The sequence below is a fragment of the Pseudomonas sp. MF5691 genome, from assembly GCF_016405645.1.
GTDB classification, from domain to species: Bacteria; Pseudomonadota; Gammaproteobacteria; order Pseudomonadales; family Pseudomonadaceae; genus Aquipseudomonas; species Aquipseudomonas shahriarae.
In genome coordinates, this window is record NZ_JAEKDC010000029.1 from 37162 (window position 1) to 58259 (window position 21098).

Below are 21098 nucleotides of genomic sequence, written 5' to 3' on the forward strand. Positions count from 1 at the left end.
GATATTCCTCTGATCTCATCGGAAAATCATATGGCTCAAGAGGTACCCATGGACCTGCGCCAATTGCGCTACTTCGTCAAAGTCATCGAGTGCGGCAACATTACCCGCGCCAGTGAAGCGCTGCATATTGCCCAGCCCGCAATCAGTCAGCAGATGCGCAATCTGGAACTGGATATGGGCATGCCGCTGCTCGAACGCAGCGTGCACGGCGTAGTCGCCACGGCGGCCGGGCAGACCCTTTACCGGCACGCCATCGAGCTGCTGCGCCAAGCCGATGGCACCCGGGAAATGCTGCGCCAGGACGCCGACTTCCCCCAGGGCAAAGTCTCGGTCGGCATGCCCTCGAGTACCGCACGCATGCTGGCCATTCCCTTGGCGCGCGCGATTGGCCAGCGATATCCCGGCATCAAGCTGGAGTTGATTGACGCCCCCAGCGCCGAACTGGGGCGCCTGATCACCGTGGGGCGGGTGGCACTGGCGGTGAACGTTGATGTGGTCGAAACCCGAGGCATGGCGTTCCAGCGGCTGTTAACTGAAACGCTGTATTTGGTGGCCTGGCCGGAATTTGAATTGGCCGAAGACCCGGTGTCGATTGAGGCATTGGCAAAAATGCCGCTGGTGCTGCCGTGTGCGCCGAATACCATCCGCAATCGGGTCGAGTTTGCCCTGCAGGAGGCCGGCCTCAAATGCGAGGTTGAGTTTGAAGCCAACTCCACCGACCTGTTGTTCTCAGCCGTCAAGGCGCAGTTGGGTGTCACGGTCCTGCCGTGGGCGGCGGCCCATGCCGAGCTGGGGCAACAGCGGCTCAAGCTGGCCAGGATCGATCATCGACTGTTCAAGCGCGATCTTTCACTGTGCTGGCATGACACGGTGGTCGAGAGCAATGCGGTACAGAAGGTCAAGGCAACCATCATTGAGCTGTTCGAGGCGTTCGGGCGCCAGCCGGGGTGGGCGGACGGGCAGTGACAAGAGGCTGGGGCTCGACGCGGGCCAATAAACGGTACCATTGCCGCGCCTGGCCCACTGATCGGTTCAAATGAAGGAACAGAAGACATGATCGAAACCCGCCTGCTGCGCCAGTTCATTGCCGTGGCTGAAGAGCTGCACTTTCATAAGGCGGCGATACGCCTGCACATGGCCCAACCGCCGCTGAGCCAGGCCATCAACCGCCTGGAGGGCAAGCTGGGGTTCAGTCTGTTTACCCGCAGCAAACGCGGGGTAAAACTGACCCCGGCCGGTGGCGTATTCCTGGATGCCGCTTACAGCACCCTCAACGAATTGGAGCGGGGTATCGAGCACGCGCGCCAGGTAACCGAGGGGATTGCGGGCAAACTGACGGTGACTGCGGTGTCGATCACCTACTACGCGTCACTGCTCAGTAGCCTGCGCCGGTTTCGCGAGACCATCCCCAAGGTGCAATTGGTCATCAAGGAGATGCCCTCCGCCAGCCAGGCCAAGGCCATTGTGTCGGGGGAAGCGGATATTGCTTTCATGCGCAAGTTGCCGATTGCGGCGCAAAACGTCGAGTCGCGCCTGTTGCTGAACGAACAGATCGTGATGGCATTGCCCGCCGACCACCCCAAGGCTGGCGCTGGCCAGATCGACTTGCGGGACTTCGCCGGGGAAGACTTCGTGTTCACCCCCCAGGCCCTGGGCAGCGGCTATCACAGCCAGTTGATCGCCCTGTGTGAAGCCGCCGGCTTTTACCCCAGGGTGGTGCAGGAAGCCGCGCAGCTCCACACCTTGATCGGCCTGGTGGCCTGTGGCTTCGGCGTTGCCCTGATGCCGGAGTCGATTGCCAACTCGATCATGCGCGACAAGGTCGTGTTTCTCCGGATCGGCCCGGTCGGCGCCGCCCCCAATCCGGCCATCGGCCTGTACCTGAGCTGGAACACCGACAACCAATCACCGTTGCTCGACAGTTTTATCTCCCTGCTCGACTTCCGCGCCACCGCTGTGCCAGCGACCACCGATTAGTCGCGGCCAAAAGTATTGGGCAGAGACTTTATAGTATTTCCCATGGCGCGGTTGCCGCCGGCAGCGTGGTCATCTGCCTGGCTCCGGATAGCGTGACCTTGCACTTGCTGCGCCTGGCGCACCAGCATCTCCCCCAATCCATCGCCGGGGCGGCATTGATTGCATTGATGATGACTATCAAACCGAGCGCCCTGTTTAATTACCCACACTGATTCCTATAATCGCCTCCACATTCTCCCCCCGGCCTGGCTTCAGGCTGCATTTCCCCCGGATCTTCACCCATGCCAAGTGCCCACCAGGCCCCTCGCAGCCTTCCCGAACATAATCAACAGAGTGTCAAACAGCAGTGGCTGGCGATTCTCTCCGTGGCCGTAGGTGCCTTCGCCCTGGTAACCAGTGAGTTTCTGCCGGTGGGTGTGCTCAATGATGTCGCCAGTGACTTGGGTATCACTGCCGGTCACGCCGGGCTGATGGTGACCCTGCCCGGCATCATGGCCGCCCTCGCCGCGCCTTTGCTGTCGGTCAGCATTGGCACCATGGACCGTCGCTATTTATTGATCGGCCTGACGCTGATCATGATCATCGCCAACTTGGTGGTGGCTTTTGCCAGCGACTTTGGCCTGCTGCTGTTGGGCCGCGTACTGCTGGGCATCAGCATCGGCGGCTTCTGGGCGACCGCCATTGCCCTCAGCGGCCGGCTGGCGCCCAAGGGTGTGGGCGTCGCCCAGGCGACTTCGATCATCATGGTCGGCGTGACCCTCGCCACCGTGCTGGGCGTGCCCGTAGGCACCTGGCTTAGCGGCCTGATGGGCTGGCGCATGACCTTCCTGGTCACCGCGCTGATGGGCGTCCCGGTCCTCCTGGCGCAGATATTTCTGCTGCCACGACTCAACCCGGAGAAAGCCATCCACATCCGCGACCTGCCCGCCTTGTTTATCAACCCCCAAGCGCGGGTCGGATTGATCGCAGTATTGCTGATCGGCCTGGCGCACTTTGCCGCGTACACCTATGTGGCGCCGTTCTTCAAGCACAGTGCCGGCTTCGACGGCCCGACGATTGGCTCGTTGCTGTTGCTCTTCGGCGTGGCTGGGGTCGCGGGTAATATTTTTGCCGGCTTTGCCGCCAACCGCAGCGTACGTCACACCCTGTTGCTGGTGGCGCTGATGATCGGCACCAGCACCGCCCTGTTCCCCCACTTCGCCACCGGCATGACCGGCGCAGCCATGTTGATTGGGCTCTGGGGTTTTGCCTTCGGCGCCTTCCCGGCCTGTGCCAGTATCTGGATGTTTGTCGTGGCGCCCAAGGATGTCGAACGCGGCATGCCGCTCTTCGTCGCCCTGTTCCAGGTGATTATTGCCCTGGGTTCATTCTTCGGTGGGCGGATCGTCGACCAGTTGGGCAGCTCGGTGCTCCTGAGCCTCGCCACGGTGCTGGTAGGCTTGGGTTTTGTGACGGTGCTGGTGCTGGGACGCAATGTCAGCAACAGCCTTGCGGCCCAGCCCTGCTGAGCAGTGAAACCTGGCTCTCCCCTCAGGCGGGGGAGCCTACTCGATTTTACGGGACAGCCTGACTTTGGCTTTGCCGATGGGAAACTCTTGCGCGCCCGCCCTTAATGCCAGGGAAACCCGGGTGTTTTGCGCGTCAACCTTCACCAGCAGGTCTATGTCTTTTTGTTTGCCCAGTTTCTGGAAAACATCGAAGATTTCTTTTTCATCGAATGCGTCAATCCAGACGCCATACCGGCTGTTGCCATTGCGCCAATAGAACCCGCAGAACGTTGGAATGGCCCGTTTTACATAGTGATTGTCGAGTAGGGCCTTTCCGAAAAGATTCTCCTGCTCGCCGTTGTAGGCGCTGAATCCAAAATCTAGCCATTCGCCTTGCTGCAGCACAACGACAGGCCTCCAGTTGTATTTCTCCCGGTAGGTGTCGTAGATGTTTGCCAGGGGATAGCCCTGCGTGGCTATTTTTTGCCGGATATCGGCACTGAAGGTCTTATAGGATGGATCATTGAGCATGCGGTCTGCATAGCCGTCTTTGAACATGTACTGGGCATTGCTGTAGGCGCTCTCCTTGGTAAGCGTTGTGGCCTGCGCCTGAAAGACCCCCACCTCCTTCTGGTTTCCCGCCCCGCTCATCCAGAGCACCACCCTGCCCTGTGGCGCCAACCCCACGATAAACGTGCTGTAGGTGTCTTTTTTATGGGTGTCTTGATCAATAAAGCCCTCATCCAGGAGGCTCTTTATCTTCTGTGGGTCCAAGTTCCATTGGCCGCTATAGAACGTTCTCTCCACCAGCGAGTACCACGTGAACTCCAGTTGATAGGGCACTGCCTTTTTTTCCAGCGCCGTGGTCATGGTTCCGCCCGGACTCCCCCAGCCGGTGTTCTGTGTGCCCCAGATCGCATCAAAACCGTAGGTAAAGCCCTCAGCGACCAGGGAGCCACGGTAAACCTCCATGGGGTATTCCTTTGGTGCAGAGACAGTTCCCGTCCAGCTATAGGTTTCAGGCATGTCTTTACTCTTGCACGCCGCCATGGAAAAACAGAACAAGACCGCAGCGATCACGGTTATCGGGCTTTTTAGTGTCACGCACTGCCACCTCATGATTGCCTCACAGGAACATCACCAGCCACTGCACCTGCCTCTCCCGGAATCAGCACCATGCTCTGGGGCGAAGACAATGTAATCCCCATGTCCTGCAGGCGCGCAAGCAGGATGAACAGCAAGTCGCTGCGGGTGCCGGACACCGAGCGTGGGCTGTTGACGTAGCCGCTGACCCCAATGATCAAACCATCCCTGGCCAGGTCCTTGAACGTGACCGAAGGGGCGGGAGTGTCGAGAATCGCCTCGTGCTCGGTAAACGACTGCATCAGCAGTTCGCGAACCTTCAGTACATCGGTATCCAGCGGCAAGGTAAGGGTGATGCTCACCACACCGAGCGCGTTGCCCATGGTGACGTTGCGCACGTTTTGCGAGATGAACTGCGAGTTCGGCACAATCACCGTCGAGCGGTCGGACATCTGGATCTCGGTCGCCCTGACGTTGATCCGTCGAATATCGCCCTCCACGCCCCCCAGGCTGACCCAATCGCCGACCTTCACCGGCCGTTCGGTGAGCAGGATCAGCCCGGAGATGAAGTTCTGCACAATCGCCTGCAAACCGAAGCCGATGCCCACCGACAAAGCACTGACCACCCAGGTCAGGCTGGTCAGGTTGATCCGCAGGGTGGACATCACCAGCAGGCTCAACAACACAAAACCGAGGTAACCCACCAGGGTCACCAGGGACGCGCGCATGCCGGCATCCATGTTGGTTTCCGGCAGCAACCGCTCACTCAGCCAGCGCTTCAAGGTGCGCACGGCGAACAAGCCGACGACAAACATCAGCAGCGCAATGAGGATGTCCTGGGGAACGATCTGCAGGTTACCCAGGGTCTTGCTGGATTCGCCCAGTTGGCTGAAGCCCTGGAGCAACTCACTGGGGCTGGAGCCCGCTGGAAGGAAGGCCGCCATCACGGCGGTGAGCAACAGCAAGGTACGGCCGACGCCCGCCAGCACCGTGCACGCCTGGGCCTGGTGCCGTGGCGACAGCCCCAGGGCGTTGGCCAGTGCCAGGCCGCTGGGCTGCCTGGGCGAAAGCAGGGTTTCACAGACGTCACCAAAAAAGGCGATCAACAGGTAGGCCGTGGCCGCCACGACGCTGACCCACAACAGTTTGACGGTAAGGAAGTAGGCCAGGGACAGATACCCGGTGAACAACGCGAGGACAATCACCGCCACCCACATCGATGCGACAAAGGGCAACATGCCGGCGAGCCCACCCGGGCGCTGCAACTCAAGTTTTTTGCGCACGTGGCGCACGCGCAGCAACGCGGCGATGAAGATCAGCGCGGTGGTCAGGGCGGTCAGGCCATTGAGCGCTACGGTCAGCGCCAGGCTGGCCCCCGTGACATTGTTGATCCGCTCCTCGGTCGCCACCAGCATCAGCGCCACCGCCAGAATCGCCGGGAAAGGCCCCAGGGCACTGGCGATTTCATCGGCAATGGCCGGCAACCGCCAGGACGGGCGTGGCAGCATCAGCAAGGCGCGTCCAAGGCCGGCAATAAACGCACAGAATGTAGCCAGGGTGACCAGGTGATCGGACAGCCGGCCCAGGTTTTCACTCAGGACCGCATTGCTTTCCAAGCCCCAGCGCATCAGCGAGACGGCCCCCATGATCGTCAGGATCGACGATAAGCCTACCGCCACCGCCAACGTGCTGCGCCGCAGGCGCCCCTCCGGCAGCCAACGGATCATCGCCCAGGTAAGCAGATGCTCGAGCAGTCGCCGGCCGAAACTCCAGATCAGTACCGCCACCAACAGCGTGCTGAAGAACGCCCAGCGGTGCTCCGGGCTGATGGCACTCTTGAGGGCAACGATGCCTTCGGCCTTGAGGTTGTCCAGGCGCTGCAGGTCTTCAGCGGTGGGGCGGATCAGGGTCGACCAGAATGTGGGACTGAAGGGCGAATCGGTACGGGAGGTGACCTGGGAATTGAACAAATTGCGCCGCAGGTTGACAATCTGCGCGGCGAGTTCGCGGCTCGTCTGGCTCAGTTGCTTGGCGTGCTGCTCATCCTCGAGCAGGCTGTTCTTTTTTCGGGTCAGGGCATCCCGCTGCTCGGTGAGGCTCTGCGCCTCTCCTGGCTGGGCCGCGCCCAATACCTTGAGCTGATCGTCAATGCGCTCCATCTCGGTGGCGCGCACCGTGAGCAATGCCCCGGCCAGTTGTTGCACCTGCAGTGCGCCCTGTCGAAATTCCGCCAGCTTTTCGTCACTGGTACTGATGGGGACACTCTGGCGAATCAGCTCAAGCTGCTGGCCAAGCTGCTTGAGGTTGGCGTCTTCGGGCAACAGCGCCAGGCTGTCGACGACCTCTACTGGCGCCGGCGTGGCGGCCGCATCTGCCCATCCCGGCAGGCTGATAGCCATAACCATGGCCAGCAAGGCCTGGCAGATGACGCCCCTATAAATTCGCCGCATCAATTCACCCTTTTCTGTCTTTTTTCCATTGGCATTATGGACCGCCACGGCAAAAAGGAAATTCCGCCCTGGCGGTAAAAGAGTAGATGCGGCGTTTTCCTCTCAGTCAACCAGTGTGGCCCTGGGCGCCAATGCCCACGGCGCCTGCAAGCGCTGCGGGGTCTGGCAGGTTTTGCGCTTGAACACGAAGTTGCGGCACTTCTCGGCAAACTGCTGGCGGTTTTCCACCATATCCAACCGCATCTGTGCCAGCTCGTTTTCGCGGCAGCGCTCAATCTGCGCAAGGTTCATGTTCGATTTGCGCGCACGATGCAGAGCGTATCTTTCATCGGTCAACGCGTCGCGGGCCTGTTGCAGCAGCCACGTGCCAAACGCCCGTGGGCAGCGTGGGCCGATGTCCTGGACCATTCCCCAGTGCCGGGCCTGGAGGGCGCTGATCGGCAGGCATTCTTCGACAAGCTTGTGGGCGACTTCACTGCCGACCGCCCGAGGCAGGCTGTAGGTCCAGTATTCGGAGCCATACAAGCCCATGGTCTTGTAATGCGGATTAAGGACCACACCCGCCCGGGCGAAGACGATGTCGGCCGCCAGCGCCAGCATCACACCGCCGGCTCCGGCGCTGCCCGTCAGGCCACTGACCACCAGTTGCCGGGCCGTCAGCAGCTCGCGGCAAACATCATCGATGGCCTGGATATTGGCCCAGGCTTCCAACCCCGGCACTTCGGCCGCCTGAATCACGTTGAGGTGCACCCCATTGGAAAAGCTCCCGCGCCCTCCCCTGACCAGCAGCACCTGGGTGTCCCGAGCCTTGGCCCAGCGCAACGCTGCGACCAGCCGCTGGCACTGTTCAGTGCTCATGGCACCGTTGTAGAACTCGAAGGTCAGCTCGCCCACATGACCGGTTTCTCGGTAACGAATCGGCTGATAGGCCATCTCGTCGAAGCCTTGGTTGGCGAGCGAGCCGTCCAGCACCGGCACATCAGCCAGTTGCCCGGCTAACACATGGCGGGCCGGTAACTTGAAGGTTTCCTCGCCGGGCAAGGCCTTGCGCTTGAGCGAGCCGAGCCACAGGCTGTGATCGCCGGCCGCAACCAATACCGCGTCGTCCTGTACCGCAAGGATCTCGCCCGGCGTGCCGCGGCGCGCATCCAGGTGCGCGTCATACAGGTAATACTGCCCGCCGGCGAGGCTGGCCAACACCCCGGGCTGGCCGTCAGCGGCGTCGATACTGCGCTTGATAAACCGTGCGCAATCGTACCAACTGAAGGTGCGGTCAGCCTGCTTCATATTCGGCTGCAAACGCCCAGCGACGTCGGGCTGCGTGTAATCGAGGGGCGTGGGCACGAACCCCCTGGCGAATTTCTCCACCACATCGCGGATGCAAGAGATCGCCGCGTCACTCACCAGGCCGTTGTACAACTCGGATTTGCGCACGTCGGCGGGCATGTCGAACTCGCAGGTCGACCAGATCGGACCGGCGTCCATTTCCTCCACCGCCTGCAAGGCCGTGACGCCCCAGCGCCTGACTTGCTGGGTGATGGCCCAGTCCAGCGCGCTGGCGCCACGGTCGCCGACGATGCCCGGATGAATGATCACCACCGGGCGCTCAGGATTGCTCCAGAGTTGTTGCGGTACGCGGTCCTTGAGAAACGGACAAATCACCAGGTCCGCCGCCGATGCCTCGATCTGCCGACATACCGAGGCTTCATCGGTGAACAGCACCACACTGGGCGTGTGCCCCAACTGGCGTAAGTCCAGCCAGGCCCGCTGGGTCAAACCGTTGAACGCCGATGACAACAACATGATCTTCAATGACTGCATGACTGACTCTTCCTTGAAAATGCATGGCCGCAGGCTCCTTGAGCCATCCTTGGCCTTTTATGGAAGTGCCAGAGTAGAGGGAGTAACAGGGGAGGCAGATGATCGAGGTCAATCTTGTGTCAGCACATCGGCTTGATTTGAGTGGCGTGCATGTTAGCCAATGCACCCAGCTTGACCCGCTCAGCAGCTACCCGCCTGATCTTGCTGATGTACTGGTTGCTTGGGCTGCAGGCGTAGTCTCCTGACACCTTGTGACGGCTTTCTAAACGTGGGAAATACAAAAGCCGGGAGACAATCTCCCGGCTTTTTATTGATAAAAATCTGATCTCGCGCCAGCCCTGCGGGACTACGCCGGCAACGATCAGCTGGATATCGCTTGCGGCAGATGCTCACCCGGATACCCGGCGTCACTCAGCACCGTGAGCAGCGTGTGCGCATCCAGAGTGCTGTCAATCACGACCACACGTGTGGGCGGATCAGTTTTGATCTGGGCCTGCGGGTCTACGCCCAGCAGTACCCGGGTAACGGACCTGGCGCAGCCGCCACAGGTCATGTTTGGTATGAAAAAACGCAGCATGTGGAACTCCTGAAGTTGCTCTGAAGAGTGAATGTGAGCCTTGCCAGCGCTTACAAATGCATCTGCATCGCGGCGCGATGCTGGGATGAGGCCGCCGTATCCCCCCCAAACCGGGGGGGATTCTGAGGAGCCCTGGGGCGCAGTTCCATCGCCACGGCGGCTGTGCGCTGCGCCAAACCGGCAATGATCGGGCAATCCGGACGATCGTTGCCATGGCATTGCTCGGCCAACTGCTCTAGGGTTTGCGCCATGGCCTGCAGGTCAGCAATCTTTGCCTTCAACCCGGCCACATGGGACAGGGCCATGGCCTTGACGTCGATACAGCCGCGATCAGGGTCGCCCCACAAAACCAGCAACTCGGAGATCTGCCTGACCGAAAAGCCAAGGTCACGCGCGCGGCGAATGAAACGCAGGTTTTGCACATCCTGTGTACCGTAGTTTCGATAGCCGGCATCAGACCGGCTGACCTTGGGCACCAAACCAATCTGTTCGTAGTAGCGAATCGACTTAGCCGAAACGCCGGAGAACTTGGCTGCTTGACCGATATTCATCATTCTCTCCTCCTGAGGGAACCTATCAACTACTCACCGCAAATTCGGGAACTCACCTGCACACGGCGCATGAGTACGCTTGGCCGTGTCCTTAAACAATCACGCTCGGATGAGGTTCACTGGCCATTACAGCCTCCTCAATCGTGTTCAAACCCAAGCCTGATATCAGTGCTCATTCGCTAGGCGTGGCTTGGCCAATGCCGCCCCACCCACTGGCGCCTCGGCGCTGCTCTCTACTGTCATCGGTGCTCGGAAGCGCTTGAGCCGCAGTGCGTTGCCAAGCACGAAGATACTGGAGAGCGCCATCGCCGCCGCGGCGAAGATCGGCGACAGCAGCGTGCCGTTCAGCGGGTACAGAACGCCCGCCGCAACCGGTATCAACAACGCGTTGTAGGCGAAGGCCCAGAACAGGTTCTGCTTGATGTTGCGGATCGTCGCCTGGCTGAGGGCGATGGCGTTCGGCACGCCGCGCAAGTCGCCCGACATCAGCACCACGTCAGCGGCTTCGATGGCCACATCGGTGCCGGTGCCGATGGCAAGCCCGACGTCTGCTTCGGCGAGTGCCGGTGCGTCGTTGATCCCGTCACCCACAAAGGCAACTCGCGCCCCCTTGCTGCGAAACTTTTTCAGCGCCGCGACCTTACCGTCGGGCAGCACCTCGGCCGCCACCTCATCGATGCCCAGTTGCCTGGCGATTGCCGCTGCCGTGGCCGCATTGTCACCGGTGATCATCGCCACCCTGAGCCCCAGCGCATGCAGGGCCCTGATCGCTTCGGGCGTGGTCTCCTTGATCGGATCGGCAACCGCGATCACCGCCGCCAGGCGGCCATCAATCGCCGCATAGAGCGGGCTTTTGCCTTGCTCGCCGAGACGCTGGGCAGTCGACTGGAAGCCCGTCACATCAAGGCCCAGTTGCGTCATGAACCGGTCAGCCCCCACAGAGACCGTGCGAGCGGCGACCTTCGCCGTCACGCCAAAGCCCGGTACGGCGTCGAAGGCCTCAATCGGTGCAAGCGTGATGCCCTTGCTCTTTGCCGCGCTGACAATCGCTTCGGCAATCGGATGTTCGGAGCGTGTCTCCACCGCCGCGACAAGTGCCAATACTTCGTCGTAGTCAAAGCCCTCGGCGGGAACCAGGTCGGTCAACTCAGGCCGGCCCTTGGTCAGCGTGCCAGTCTTGTCGAGGGCGATAATCGACACATCGCGTAGCGCCTGCAATGCCTCGCCCTTGCGGAAAAGCACCCCGAGCTCGGCTGCGCGGCCCGTGCCGACCATGATCGAGGTCGGCGTGGCCAGCCCCATGGCACAGGGGCAGGCAATAATAAGCACCGCTACCGCGTTGACCAACGCGAACGTCAGCGCCGGCGTCGGGCCAAAAATCAGCCAGACCAGGAAGGTCACCGTGGCCGCCGCCATCACCGCCGGGACAAACCACATCGTGACCTTGTCCACCAGTGCCTGGATCGGCAGCTTGGAGCCCTGCGCCTCTTCCACCAGGCGAATAATCTGCGCGAGGACGGTGTTGGCCCCCACTTTGGTCACCCGGAAACTGAACGCACCGGTCTTGTTGATCGTGCCGCCAACGACTTCGGCGCCTACGCTTTTGGACACGGGCACCGGTTCGCCGCTGATCATGCTCTCGTCAACGTACGAGGTGCCTTCAATCACCTCGCCGTCGACCGGGACCTTCTCCCCCGGACGGACGAAGACAATGTCGCCGGCCGTCACCTGATCAAGGGCAACTTCCAATATTTCGCCATTGCGCTCCACGCGCGCGGTCTTCGCCTGAAGACCGACCAGCCGCTTGATCGCCTGTGAGGTTCGCCCCTTGGCGCGCGCCTCCAACGTGCGGCCCAGCAGGATCAGGGTCACAATCACCGCTGCGGCTTCGAAATAGACGTTGGCGGTGCCCTGCGGCAGAACCTCGGGAATAAACGTCGCGACCAGCGAATAACCGTAAGCCGCCGCGGTGCCCACAGAGACTAGCGAGTTCATGTCTGGCGCCCCTCGCAGCAACGCCGGTACGCCTTTGCGGAAAAACCGCAGCCCTGGGCCGAACAACACGAGGGTGGCCAGCGCGAACTGTACATACCAGTTCGTCTGCTGCCCCATGACCCCCATCACCCAATGGTGCATGGCAGGGATAAGGTGCGAACCCATCTCAAGGATGAAGACCGGCAAAGTGAGGAGCGCTGCAATCAACATGGAGCGCTGCAACTCCCGAGCTTCGCTGTCGCGCCGCGCGGCATCCTGGTCGCCCTCGCTCGGCGACTCGGCGGACAAGCGGCGGGCCTTGTAGCCGGCCTGCTCCACTGCTGCTTCAAGGTCTGCCGTGGAGACTGCGCCGCCCAAGTGGCGCACCCGGGCACGCTCGGTGGCCAGGTTAACCGTGGCTTCGAGCACGCCGGGGATTTTAGCCAGGGCCTTTTCGACCCGGCCCACACATGACGCACAGGTCATGCCTTCTATCGCAAGATGAGTCGTCTCTTCACGCACGCTGTAGCCTGCGCTCTCGATGGCACGCACCGCCGCCTGGGGATCGGGCGCCCCGGTGAAGGTGATGCTGGCATGCTCGGTGGCAAGATTGACGGCGGCCGTGTGCACGCCAGGCACCGCTTTCAGCGCGCGCTCGACCCGACCGACGCAGGATGCGCACGTCATGCCCTCGACCGGCAGACTCAGGCGCACCTCCCGCGAACTGGATGGGTTGGACCCCTGCTGATGGGAAACCGTAGCCATTGCAATACCCCTTGAATGTTACTGATGAAGCAAGCCTGAAGCTTCCCATGATGGAAAGGTCAAGGCTTTTGCGTCATCTGTTTCGCCAGGTTGGCGTTTGGTGTGACAGCTGGACTGCGGAGGACGTTACCGCACGCAGATCGTAAGAGCCTGCGCGCGGACCTTGAGCGATACCGGCAACCGCTCTAGACCGGCCTCTGATGAGTTCGACTGCCATCAAAACCACTGAGCCTGAGGCTCTGAGTGCATGATATCTTCACCCCTCGAACGCTGGTTTTTCCAGTTCAGTCTCACCTCACCAAGGGCGACCCATGCCGGCGATTATTCGCGTTGCTGTACCGGAAGATGCGCAACGCCTGCCTGCCATCGAAATTTCCGCAGCTCAAGCCTTCCGCATGATTGATGGGTTGAGTTGGCTGGCTGAATCACCCCCGATGTCCGTTGAGCAACATCGCCAACGTATCGCGCTCTCGACCTGCTGGGTCGCCCTGGACGCCGAAAACCGGCCGCAAGGTTTTCTCAGCGCTGCGCGCCACGGCAATGACTTACACATCTATGAGTTATCCGTGATGCACGCGGTGCAGGGACAAGGTTGGGGGCGGCGTCTGGTTGAGGCCGCAAAGGACTATGCCCGCGCCAACAGACTGAGTTTCGTAACGCTCACGACATTCACGAGCGTGCCATGGAACGCCCCCTTTTATGCCCGCCTGGGATTCCAGATCAAAGCCACCGCAGACCTGGATCAGAGGCTAGCGGCCGTATTGAGCGAGGAGTACCAGCACGGATTCGCGCCGGGCAGTCGGTGTGCCATGGCATGGCCAGTGGCTTAAGGCGTTTACGCGGTAAACGTCCCACTGACACTCCTTGTGAACAAGCGGGGACGTTTTTATCGTCACCGATGAGCTCTTAGCGTAGTGACGGTGATGGCTTCACCGTTTGCTGGGGAGGGAGATACCTTGATATTTCGATTACATCCGTACGGACGGCGGACGGCTGACCAGCAAGGTTGCGGGCATAGCTGCACAATGTGATGGGGAGCTGTGACACCTGGTAAGGGTTGCTGCCGTTGGCCAATGCATAGCGGACGTCGTCGATGTCTTGGCACAAAGCCCGTTCTGAAGCATCCACGTAGAAGTAGTGATGGGTGAAGTCTGTGGTTTGGTCGTCCCAGTTGACGTTGTAGCTCAGGCTGATCTGCGGTGTCGGCGTTGGGGCGGTCAAAAATACGGAGTGTGTGAAAACATTGTGGAGCAAGGCTGGCGTCAGGGGCTCGCTGCGGTTTTGTATCCCAATGATGCACAACACATGGGCCCCCAGCGCCGGCCCGATCGCCTGGTTGATGTAACCATCCGTTGACGCTACGGCGTTGTGATAGTCGCTGGGAGATCGACACTCCCTGACCTCGCGCACGGCCTTGAATCGATAGTAGGGATCGTTGACCGAGAATCTGATGTTCCACGTGGGCCAAATACTGAGCCCGTTCACACCCTGCTGCAAATGCACGTAGGGGTTGAGTTTCCAAGGCTCTTCAAGGACGAGTTCGACGGATTTCAGTTGGCAGTCCCGCGTGTTATTCAAGAACTGGCCATCGACAAAACAATGATGAAGGTCGTTCGCTGGATAGCTATAGTTAAACTTGGCCGCTTCACACGCGGAGGTATTCAGACAGTTGCTGAGGATGTCCTTTTTGATGACAGCAGCGACCTTGCTGACAATGCCAGTAATTTCGTTGGTACCCCGATCGAGCATCGGGCTCCCGGAGCTTCCGTACTGAAGGTCTTGGCAACGGTTTTTCATGGCGCCAGGAAATACACCGGGATGCTCGACAAAGCTATTTGTTGCCGTTTCCTTGCACGCACTCATGCGTAAGCCTTTTTGGCGAAACCCGGTCGGGGATCCGACATTGATGACCTCCCGCTCTCCAGTGTGCTGATGAGCCGCGAGCTTGAGTGGCATGACCCCCTCTGCAATGAGGGCAGCCAATGGCGCATCAAGCTCCAGAACCGCCAGATCAGTGCCGACCATACTGCTCCAATGCGCTGTTTTGATGCGAAATTTCCGGTGTTGCGCGGGAGTATCGTGGAAATAGTTGAAGGTGATGCTCGCCTCTACGGTTTGGTTGATAGAAGCCGTGCCGTAGCTGAAGTAAACACAATGCCCACTCGTCAATACATAGGCGGGGCCAACGGTTTTATTCTGCCGGTCGCGAGTATCCAGCAGAACCGCATTGCAGCTTTGCCCGATTGCATTTTTCATAAGTCCAATGCCGGACCACAGCCCATAGCGCAGGTCGTGGTTCTGCAACGCCACAGACGGGTCCTGTTCGGTCAGTCCTTCAGCCAGATCCCTGCCGTGGGTTTGTCCGGCAATACAAGAAACCAAAAGAAATAGAAAGGGGATAAAACAACGGGTCAGCATGATAGAGCCTCGAAGTGTTGCAACAGTGATTTGCGCTGAATTTACTCGGCACTTATCACTGATGTGACATATCGGGTTGCTACAGTGAACGACCGAGGAAGTACTCATGCACGTGCCAACAACGCCCGCGTGAAGCCGTCACCACCAGAGACCGGCCGTCAATGTTGCAAGGGTGTAATCTTGGCCTACCGGACGGCTGCATCTGAAAGCGCCCTGCTTCCAGCCTTCTGAAGGTTGGACTCAGGGCGAGATGTTCAGCAAATGACTCGCCGGGCTCCGGCAGCAATCCGATCTCGAAGCCCCCCATTTTCATGGACTAGATTCTGGACTAAAAACGTCCGGATACTCGCGGCTTTCGAGGGATGTCAGCGCAACGAAAAAAGACGCCGAAGCTTCAATATCGGGGACAGGGTTAATCCTTCGGGTCATGCGTCATGAGTTACCCCTGGCAAGGACGCGACTGCAGGTATCAATGTGAAAGTTGCTGAAGGTCAAACCAGCAAATTAGACACCGCGTCCCCCTACGGGCGCCGTCACACCCGCCAGGTTCTCTGGTTTCACGGTCTATACACACTAAAAAAAGCTGTACGAATAGTTCAGGAAAACCCGGAGTTGATCCTGATCCTGCAATGCAGTGCCGGAACCATGATACTGAGCGTAGCGAACCGTTCCACCCAAGCCTTTGAAGGTGCCCGATTGGATTACATAATCCAAGCGAACGTTGCGTTCCCACTCATTCAGGTCGTGCCCGACCCCGGAAGTTGCTTTGATCTGATGACCACGCAGATAGGTCAACGAGGCCTTTAACCCTGGTACTCCACTCGCTGCGAAGTCATACAGGTACTGTCCGAAATTGGTCTTCTCGCCTGCGCGGACGAATGACCCAGCCATTTGATTGGTGAACAAGTAGAAACTCGAGCCTCCAGCCCCCTCGTTTACCAAACCACCTTGATTCAGGTATGGGAAGCCGCCTTCGTCAGACACCTCTTGACGACCCAAAGTGAACTGATGCCCGCCCAAGACATAGGTGAACATGGCACTCCACGTGACGTTGTCGACCTCTCCAGGACTTTTAGCAAAACCTCCGTTGTTATTGAAACGATAGCCACCCGTGCCATTTGCTCCAGTGGAATCGCTTTTGAAGTAACGCAGGTCAGTCTTGAATGACTGGCTATCGCCGATGGGAAAACTGTGCAACAAACCCCAGAAGTCCTGATTGTAGAAATCTTCTAAGCGGGCATGATAATACTGCAGCGTTAAGTTCTTAGTCGCCTGCCAGTCCACGCCGGCAAATGTGAAATCATCGCTTTCAGCCGTGGCTCCTGGCACGGAAAGCCCCGTGCGGTTTGTGGAGGCCCGCCCCTTCGCCTTATCGAACTGGCCGGCTACAAAAGTGAAACTGTCGAAATCCTTCGATGTGACCATCCCTCCCTGAAACAGCTGTGGAGTGACACGCCCGTCACTGGCTTTGAGGATCGGCAGTGCTGGCTCGATGTACGGGACAACCACATAGGTTACAAAAAAGTGCATTCACATAGGTGACACTTTGATTGAAACATACCCGTTCTTTGCGTCTCTAGCATCGACACGGCCTAGGATCACAGGCCCGAAGATCACCTCCCAGACATCATCTCGAATTAGCTCCATTCCAATGGTCTGATGCTTGAGCAGATTGCCTATGTAGATCCTAAGACCTGCTCGATGGACTACCCCCGCTTCCGTAGACATTTTCCAGCCTCAAAGTGAGGCACTTTCAAAGGCCTCAGGACTGACGCCGCCCAGGTGACTGTGACGACGCGTTCGGTTGTAAAACGCCTCAATGTAATCGAATACGTCGGCACGGGCCATGTCCCGGGTTTTGTAGATCCTCTTGCGGATGCGTTCTTTTTTCAGGCTACTGAAAAAAGACTCAGCCACGGCATTGTCCCAGCAGTTTCCTCGGCGGCTCATACTCGGCTCGAGGTGGTTGGCCAGACAAAAACGTTTCCAGTCATCGCTACCATATTGGGCGGATTCAACCGGTCGTCGCAACACTGGATTGTTGTACAGACTTTAGATACTCATTCAGTGCTTCGGCAGGTGTTTTCCAGCCGAGTGTTTTTCGAGGTCTAGTGTTAAGTACGTGAGCTACCGCCTGTATTTCTTGGGCACTCCAACGAGAGAGGTCAGTGCCTTTCGGGAAGTATTGCCGTAGAAGGCCGTTCGTATTTTCGTTTGTGCCGCGCTGCCATGGACTATGTGGGTCAGCAAAGAAAACCTTTACTCCGGATTCGATGGTAAATCGAGCGTGATCCGACAGCTCCTTTCCACGATCCCAGGTCAAAGATCGCCACAGCTCGATGGGAAGATCCGTCACCGTCTTCTTCAATGCATTGGCCATACTAACAGCCCCATAGCCAGCCAGCGCCGGGCCGTTCTTCGTGCGGGGAATTAGCCCATAACCTTTCTCGCGAGGCAGGTGGACGAGCATGGTAAATCGAGTTGAGCGCTCGACCAGAGTTCCAATCGCAGAGCGGTTCAGACCGATGATCAGGTCGCCCTCCCAATGCCCGGGTACAGCCCGATCTTCTACCTCAGCAGGGCGACTGGAGATCATGACGTCCTCGCTGACGTGTGCCCACACTTTGGCCTGCGCTCTGGCTCTCGGCACGCGCAATGCTCGTCCTGAGCGCAGGCAGCTCACCAGTTCGCGCTTGAGAGCTCCTCGACCCTGAATGTAGAGCGCCTGATATATGGCTTCATGAGAGATACGCATGAACTCATCATCCGGAAAATCGATCTGGAACCGGTTGGCAATCTGTTCAGGCGACCAGCCTTTGACCCATTTACGGTCACTGCGATGCGGTTTATTTCGACCTTTGAAGGGCGCTTGCCGAGGCCCAGAAATCTCACGACCATCGGCGTCTTGAACCTTGCCCTCAAGGCGGTCGCGTACGTACTGGTGCAGTCGCGGATTAGTGACCAGTTTCGCTGGTTTCGGCCTCTTGGCCACCAGTTCTGCCTTCCATTGCGCTACTGACGCTCGATATTCAAGCCGACCGCAACGGGTAGCAGCATTTCGTGTCAGCTCCCGTGAAATTGTCGATGGGCTTCGTCCAAGGCGACGGGCGATCTCACGAGCGCCAACACTTTGCGCTCGAAGCAGCCCAATCTCTTCTCGCTCTGCAAACGATAAGTATCGTCCTGATATGTGATTCGACATGAATAATGGCATCCCGCCTCGATGACGGAACCAGCGTGTACCTACCGCTGTTGATACGCCAACGGCATGTGCTGCCTTTTCGCTTGTGATGCCTGTTGCTATCTGCACCCAAAATAGCCGCTCGATCTCATTACGAAGTGAGGGTGCACCTGGAGAACGCATAGCTCCCCGGCCCGTCAATTTTTGCATCCATCCTGCGGGTCGTCCCATAAACACCTCGATCAAGGTGTTGCGACGACCGGTTGAATCCGCCTTGGCTACCCTGGTCCGAATGCACGATGACTCTGGTTTTGGGTTTACGGCGCCATACCGCCATGAGCAGCGCGTCCAGCGCCAGCTCCTTGCCTAGCGTTGGCTTCATTGACCAGCCGACCACCTTGCGAGCGTAGAGATCCAGTACGACAGCCAGATATAGCCATCCCTGCCACGTTCGGATGTAAGTGATATCGGTCACCCAAGCCTTATTAGGGGCATCGACAGTGAAGGCCCGGTTAAGTCGATTGGGGGCAATGATCGATGGTCTGCCTTTGATTGCGCGCGGGGCTTTATATCCTCTGAGCGCCTTGATTTTATTGGTGCGCATCAGTGCCGCAACACGGTGCTTGCCGCAACTTTCTCCAGCCTCGCGCAAGTCAGCAAACACCCGCCGTGCGCCATACACACCTCGACTGGCCGCATAGGAGTCGCGGATCAGCCCTAACAGCCGACCATTCTCTTTTTCGCGGTCAGAAACAGGCTTGTGTAGCCATTGATAGAACCCGGCACGAGCAACTTGCAAAACCCGGCACAGCGTAGTGATCGCGTATTGATGCCGATGCTCGTTCATAAAGCGGTATTTCACTCGGGTTCCCTGGCGAAGTACCGCGCTGCTTTTTTTAATATGTCGCGCTCTTCTTCCAAGCGTCGCATTTGGGCTCGCAGCCGCAAAATCTCACTTTTGGCTTCGAGCAACTCGCTGGCCTGTTTCTCGGTTTTGTCAGGCGTCACGGCTTTGACCCATTTGTAGAGGCTGTGGGTCGAAACGCCGAGGCGCTCGGCTGTTTCCGCAACGGAGTATCCGCGTTCAATAACTTGCCTCACGGCTTCTGCCTTGAATTCCGGCGTGAATCGTTGGGTGCTCATAAACTTCCTCCTATGCTCAAAGCATAGGCTGGAGATGTCTACGATGCCGGGGGCAGTCCAAATGAGCTTGCAAGGTGTCTAGAGAATCCGGGGCGATTCAAGTACCGTCCGAACAGCACGCGCTGGTGACCATGGCGCTGCATGGATATGCCGTGTTTCCAGGCTCAAAATTCTTCACCAAGAGTGCAGATTCGTACATCAGAGTCGCGACCAGCAAATTACCGGAAGACGTAGAGTCCATAGCGATGGCTATTGAACAGTGCATGGACACTGAGTGAGCTTGCAAGGCGTCTGGAGAAGCCGGGGGCGATTCAATTTAGCCAGTGTGGCGCAATGAAAACTCATTGCACCACACTGGTCTGAAGTTAGAACTGGAAGGTGAACCCAAGGTTAACCGCGTTGCCACCACCATGACTGGAAACCAGCCCGGTGTAGTTAAGCGATATCAACGTGTCCTTGGTCATGGCCATTTCTGCCGAGGCTTTGACCACAGCACCATCACGTGACGCTGGCACGCTACCCACCGCAAACGCGGCCTCGCTTCCGACAAATTTCAAGGAACTTTGCCGTTCCAGCTCGCCGTACTGATGCTCCCAGCCCAACTCGCCACCCAGTTTCACCGAACGAGTAGAACTCACCGGCAATTGCATATGCCCGCGCACGCCAACTGTCGAGACAATTGCATCCTGACTTTGCTTACTGGCGCGCAATGCCGCTGCTTTCCCACGCTCTTTGAACGCGTCATTTTGGAAATTAACGTAGGCCAGGTTTGCAAAAGGCTCGAAGGCTGACCAGGCGGTATAGCCAACTTCACCGAACACCTGATCCGTTCGTGCGTTGTAATCCGCTTTTTGATGAACGGATTGGTTGCCGTAGTTCACGTTACGGGAGGTGTCAAAGTGGTGCCAGGTGCTCGCTCCGCCGAAACGTAAAGCGATGCTATCGAAGCGTTTACCCCCATAGATCGACAAGTGATAGTTGTCGCTATTGGCCGACGTTCTGGAGGAACCCTTCAGATCGCTTTTGGTGTAGCCCGTCGCCCCGCCGATTCGCCATCCATCACCGATATCAGTGTCCAGACCGAGCAGCACGCCAGTGGTAGAGGTGCTGTAGCTGGTGGCGTTGTGATCGGAGTCAAGTTGCGTGTGACCTCCGAGTAATTGCACCCAGCCGCCGTTGCTGTTGTCGACTTGAATTTTTGTGTCTGAATTCAACGCCTGAGCCTGTTGCAGGCGAGCATTCACCGCATCACGAACATAACGACTGTCGGCGATCTGCGCGGCGGCGGCATCAGCATGAACCTGGCCATCAAGTTGCTTGAAGGCCTGACGAGCCTGTTCAGCGGAGTTGAAGGTCAAAAGGCTCTCATATACAGAGTTCCCCGGGGCTAAGGTGTCAGCCACGGCTGCAACCGCGCGCTCATTTTTGGTCTGTGCAACGCTGGCAAAGGTGGTTTTGTTGCGCTGAATGGCAATGCTCATGGCCGTCACTTCAGGCTCTCGCTGCACAGATTTCGGAGGTGTTACAGCTACAGTCGGTAATGGGGCTGGCGGTGGAGTACCCACCACATCAGGCCCTGGCTGAACAGGCGTTGCAACCACAGTCGGTGACGAGGCTGGCGGTGGAGTACCCACCACATCAGGCCCTGGCTGAACAGGCGTTGCAACCACA

General features: G+C 58.7%; 12 protein-coding genes and 5 pseudogenes. 4 read left to right on the forward strand and 13 right to left on the reverse strand.

Going from position 1 to position 21098, the window contains the following annotated elements; genetic code table 11:
- The first annotated feature begins 30 nt into the window (after positions 1 to 30).
- The 3 genes from JFT44_RS25805 to JFT44_RS25815 all read left to right on the forward strand — a co-directional run bounded on the left by JFT44_RS25805 (position 31) and on the right by JFT44_RS25815 (position 3485).
- Positions 31 to 966: a LysR family transcriptional regulator gene (locus tag JFT44_RS25805; RefSeq protein WP_233098434.1), complete on the forward strand. Its 936-nt coding sequence runs from the start codon at positions 31 to 33 to the stop codon at positions 964 to 966.
- A gap of 87 nt (positions 967 to 1053) precedes the next feature.
- A complete protein-coding gene (locus JFT44_RS25810) occupies positions 1054 to 1977 on the forward strand; it encodes a LysR family transcriptional regulator (protein ID WP_198831399.1) in 924 nt (307 codons plus the stop codon).
- Between the two features lie 281 nt (positions 1978 to 2258).
- A complete protein-coding gene (locus JFT44_RS25815; RefSeq protein ID WP_198831400.1) occupies positions 2259 to 3485 on the forward strand; it encodes an MFS transporter in 1227 nt (408 codons plus the stop codon).
- A 36-nt stretch (positions 3486 to 3521) separates the two neighbouring features.
- Here the strand turns inward: JFT44_RS25815 and JFT44_RS25820 are convergent, their stop codons facing one another.
- From JFT44_RS25820 to JFT44_RS25845, 6 genes are all read right to left on the reverse strand, one after another.
- Entirely contained in the window at positions 3522 to 4490 is a 969-nt protein-coding gene (locus JFT44_RS25820; RefSeq protein ID WP_233098435.1) for a DUF2931 family protein, read from the reverse strand.
- Positions 4491 to 4579: 89 nt separating this feature from the next.
- A complete protein-coding gene (locus JFT44_RS25825; protein ID WP_374068300.1) occupies positions 4580 to 6952 on the reverse strand; it encodes a DUF3772 domain-containing protein in 2373 nt (790 codons plus the stop codon).
- A gap of 147 nt (positions 6953 to 7099) precedes the next feature.
- Complete coding sequence (locus JFT44_RS25830) at positions 7100 to 8818, reverse strand: hydrogenase maturation protein (protein WP_198831403.1); 1719 nt, start codon at positions 8816 to 8818, stop codon at positions 7100 to 7102.
- A 361-nt stretch (positions 8819 to 9179) separates the two neighbouring features.
- Positions 9180 to 9395: a heavy-metal-associated domain-containing protein gene (locus JFT44_RS25835; RefSeq protein WP_057959277.1), complete on the reverse strand. Its 216-nt coding sequence runs from the start codon at positions 9393 to 9395 to the stop codon at positions 9180 to 9182.
- A 50-nt stretch (positions 9396 to 9445) separates the two neighbouring features.
- Positions 9446 to 9946, reverse strand: coding sequence for a Cu(I)-responsive transcriptional regulator (gene cueR / locus JFT44_RS25840; RefSeq protein WP_120734437.1), 501 nt, complete (start codon positions 9944 to 9946; stop codon positions 9446 to 9448).
- A gap of 165 nt (positions 9947 to 10111) precedes the next feature.
- The gene (locus JFT44_RS25845) at positions 10112 to 12685 is read right to left on the reverse strand and encodes a heavy metal translocating P-type ATPase (RefSeq protein WP_057959276.1); all 2574 of its coding nucleotides are present in this window, start codon (positions 12683 to 12685) and stop codon (positions 10112 to 10114) included.
- Between the two features lie 311 nt (positions 12686 to 12996).
- Between JFT44_RS25845 and JFT44_RS25850 the strand changes: the two genes are divergently transcribed.
- Positions 12997 to 13515: a GNAT family N-acetyltransferase gene (locus tag JFT44_RS25850; protein ID WP_120733381.1), complete on the forward strand. Its 519-nt coding sequence runs from the start codon at positions 12997 to 12999 to the stop codon at positions 13513 to 13515.
- A gap of 76 nt (positions 13516 to 13591) precedes the next feature.
- Here the strand turns inward: JFT44_RS25850 and JFT44_RS25855 are convergent, their stop codons facing one another.
- From JFT44_RS25855 to JFT44_RS25880, 7 genes and pseudogenes are all read right to left on the reverse strand, one after another.
- Complete coding sequence (locus JFT44_RS25855; protein WP_120733383.1) at positions 13592 to 15103, reverse strand: serine protease; 1512 nt, start codon at positions 15101 to 15103, stop codon at positions 13592 to 13594.
- A gap of 573 nt (positions 15104 to 15676) precedes the next feature.
- Positions 15677 to 16597, reverse strand: a pseudogene (locus JFT44_RS25860) (OprD family outer membrane porin); the annotation flags it as partial.
- Between the two features lie 36 nt (positions 16598 to 16633).
- Positions 16634 to 16804 (reverse strand): annotated as a pseudogene (locus tag JFT44_RS29240) (IS481 family transposase); the annotation flags it as partial.
- Positions 16805 to 16840: 36 nt separating this feature from the next.
- Positions 16841 to 17119: pseudogene (locus JFT44_RS25865) on the reverse strand (IS3 family transposase); the annotation flags it as partial.
- Entirely contained in the window at positions 17118 to 18494 is a 1377-nt protein-coding gene (locus JFT44_RS25870; protein ID WP_198831405.1) for an IS30 family transposase, read from the reverse strand. The pseudogene JFT44_RS25865 and the gene JFT44_RS25870, both read right to left, overlap by 2 nt.
- A 58-nt stretch (positions 18495 to 18552) precedes the next feature.
- A pseudogene (locus JFT44_RS25875) lies at positions 18553 to 19427 on the reverse strand (IS3 family transposase); the annotation flags it as partial.
- Between the two features lie 365 nt (positions 19428 to 19792).
- Positions 19793 to 20908, reverse strand: a pseudogene (locus tag JFT44_RS25880) (autotransporter domain-containing protein); the annotation flags it as partial.
- Positions 20909 to 21098: the final 190 nt, after the last annotated feature.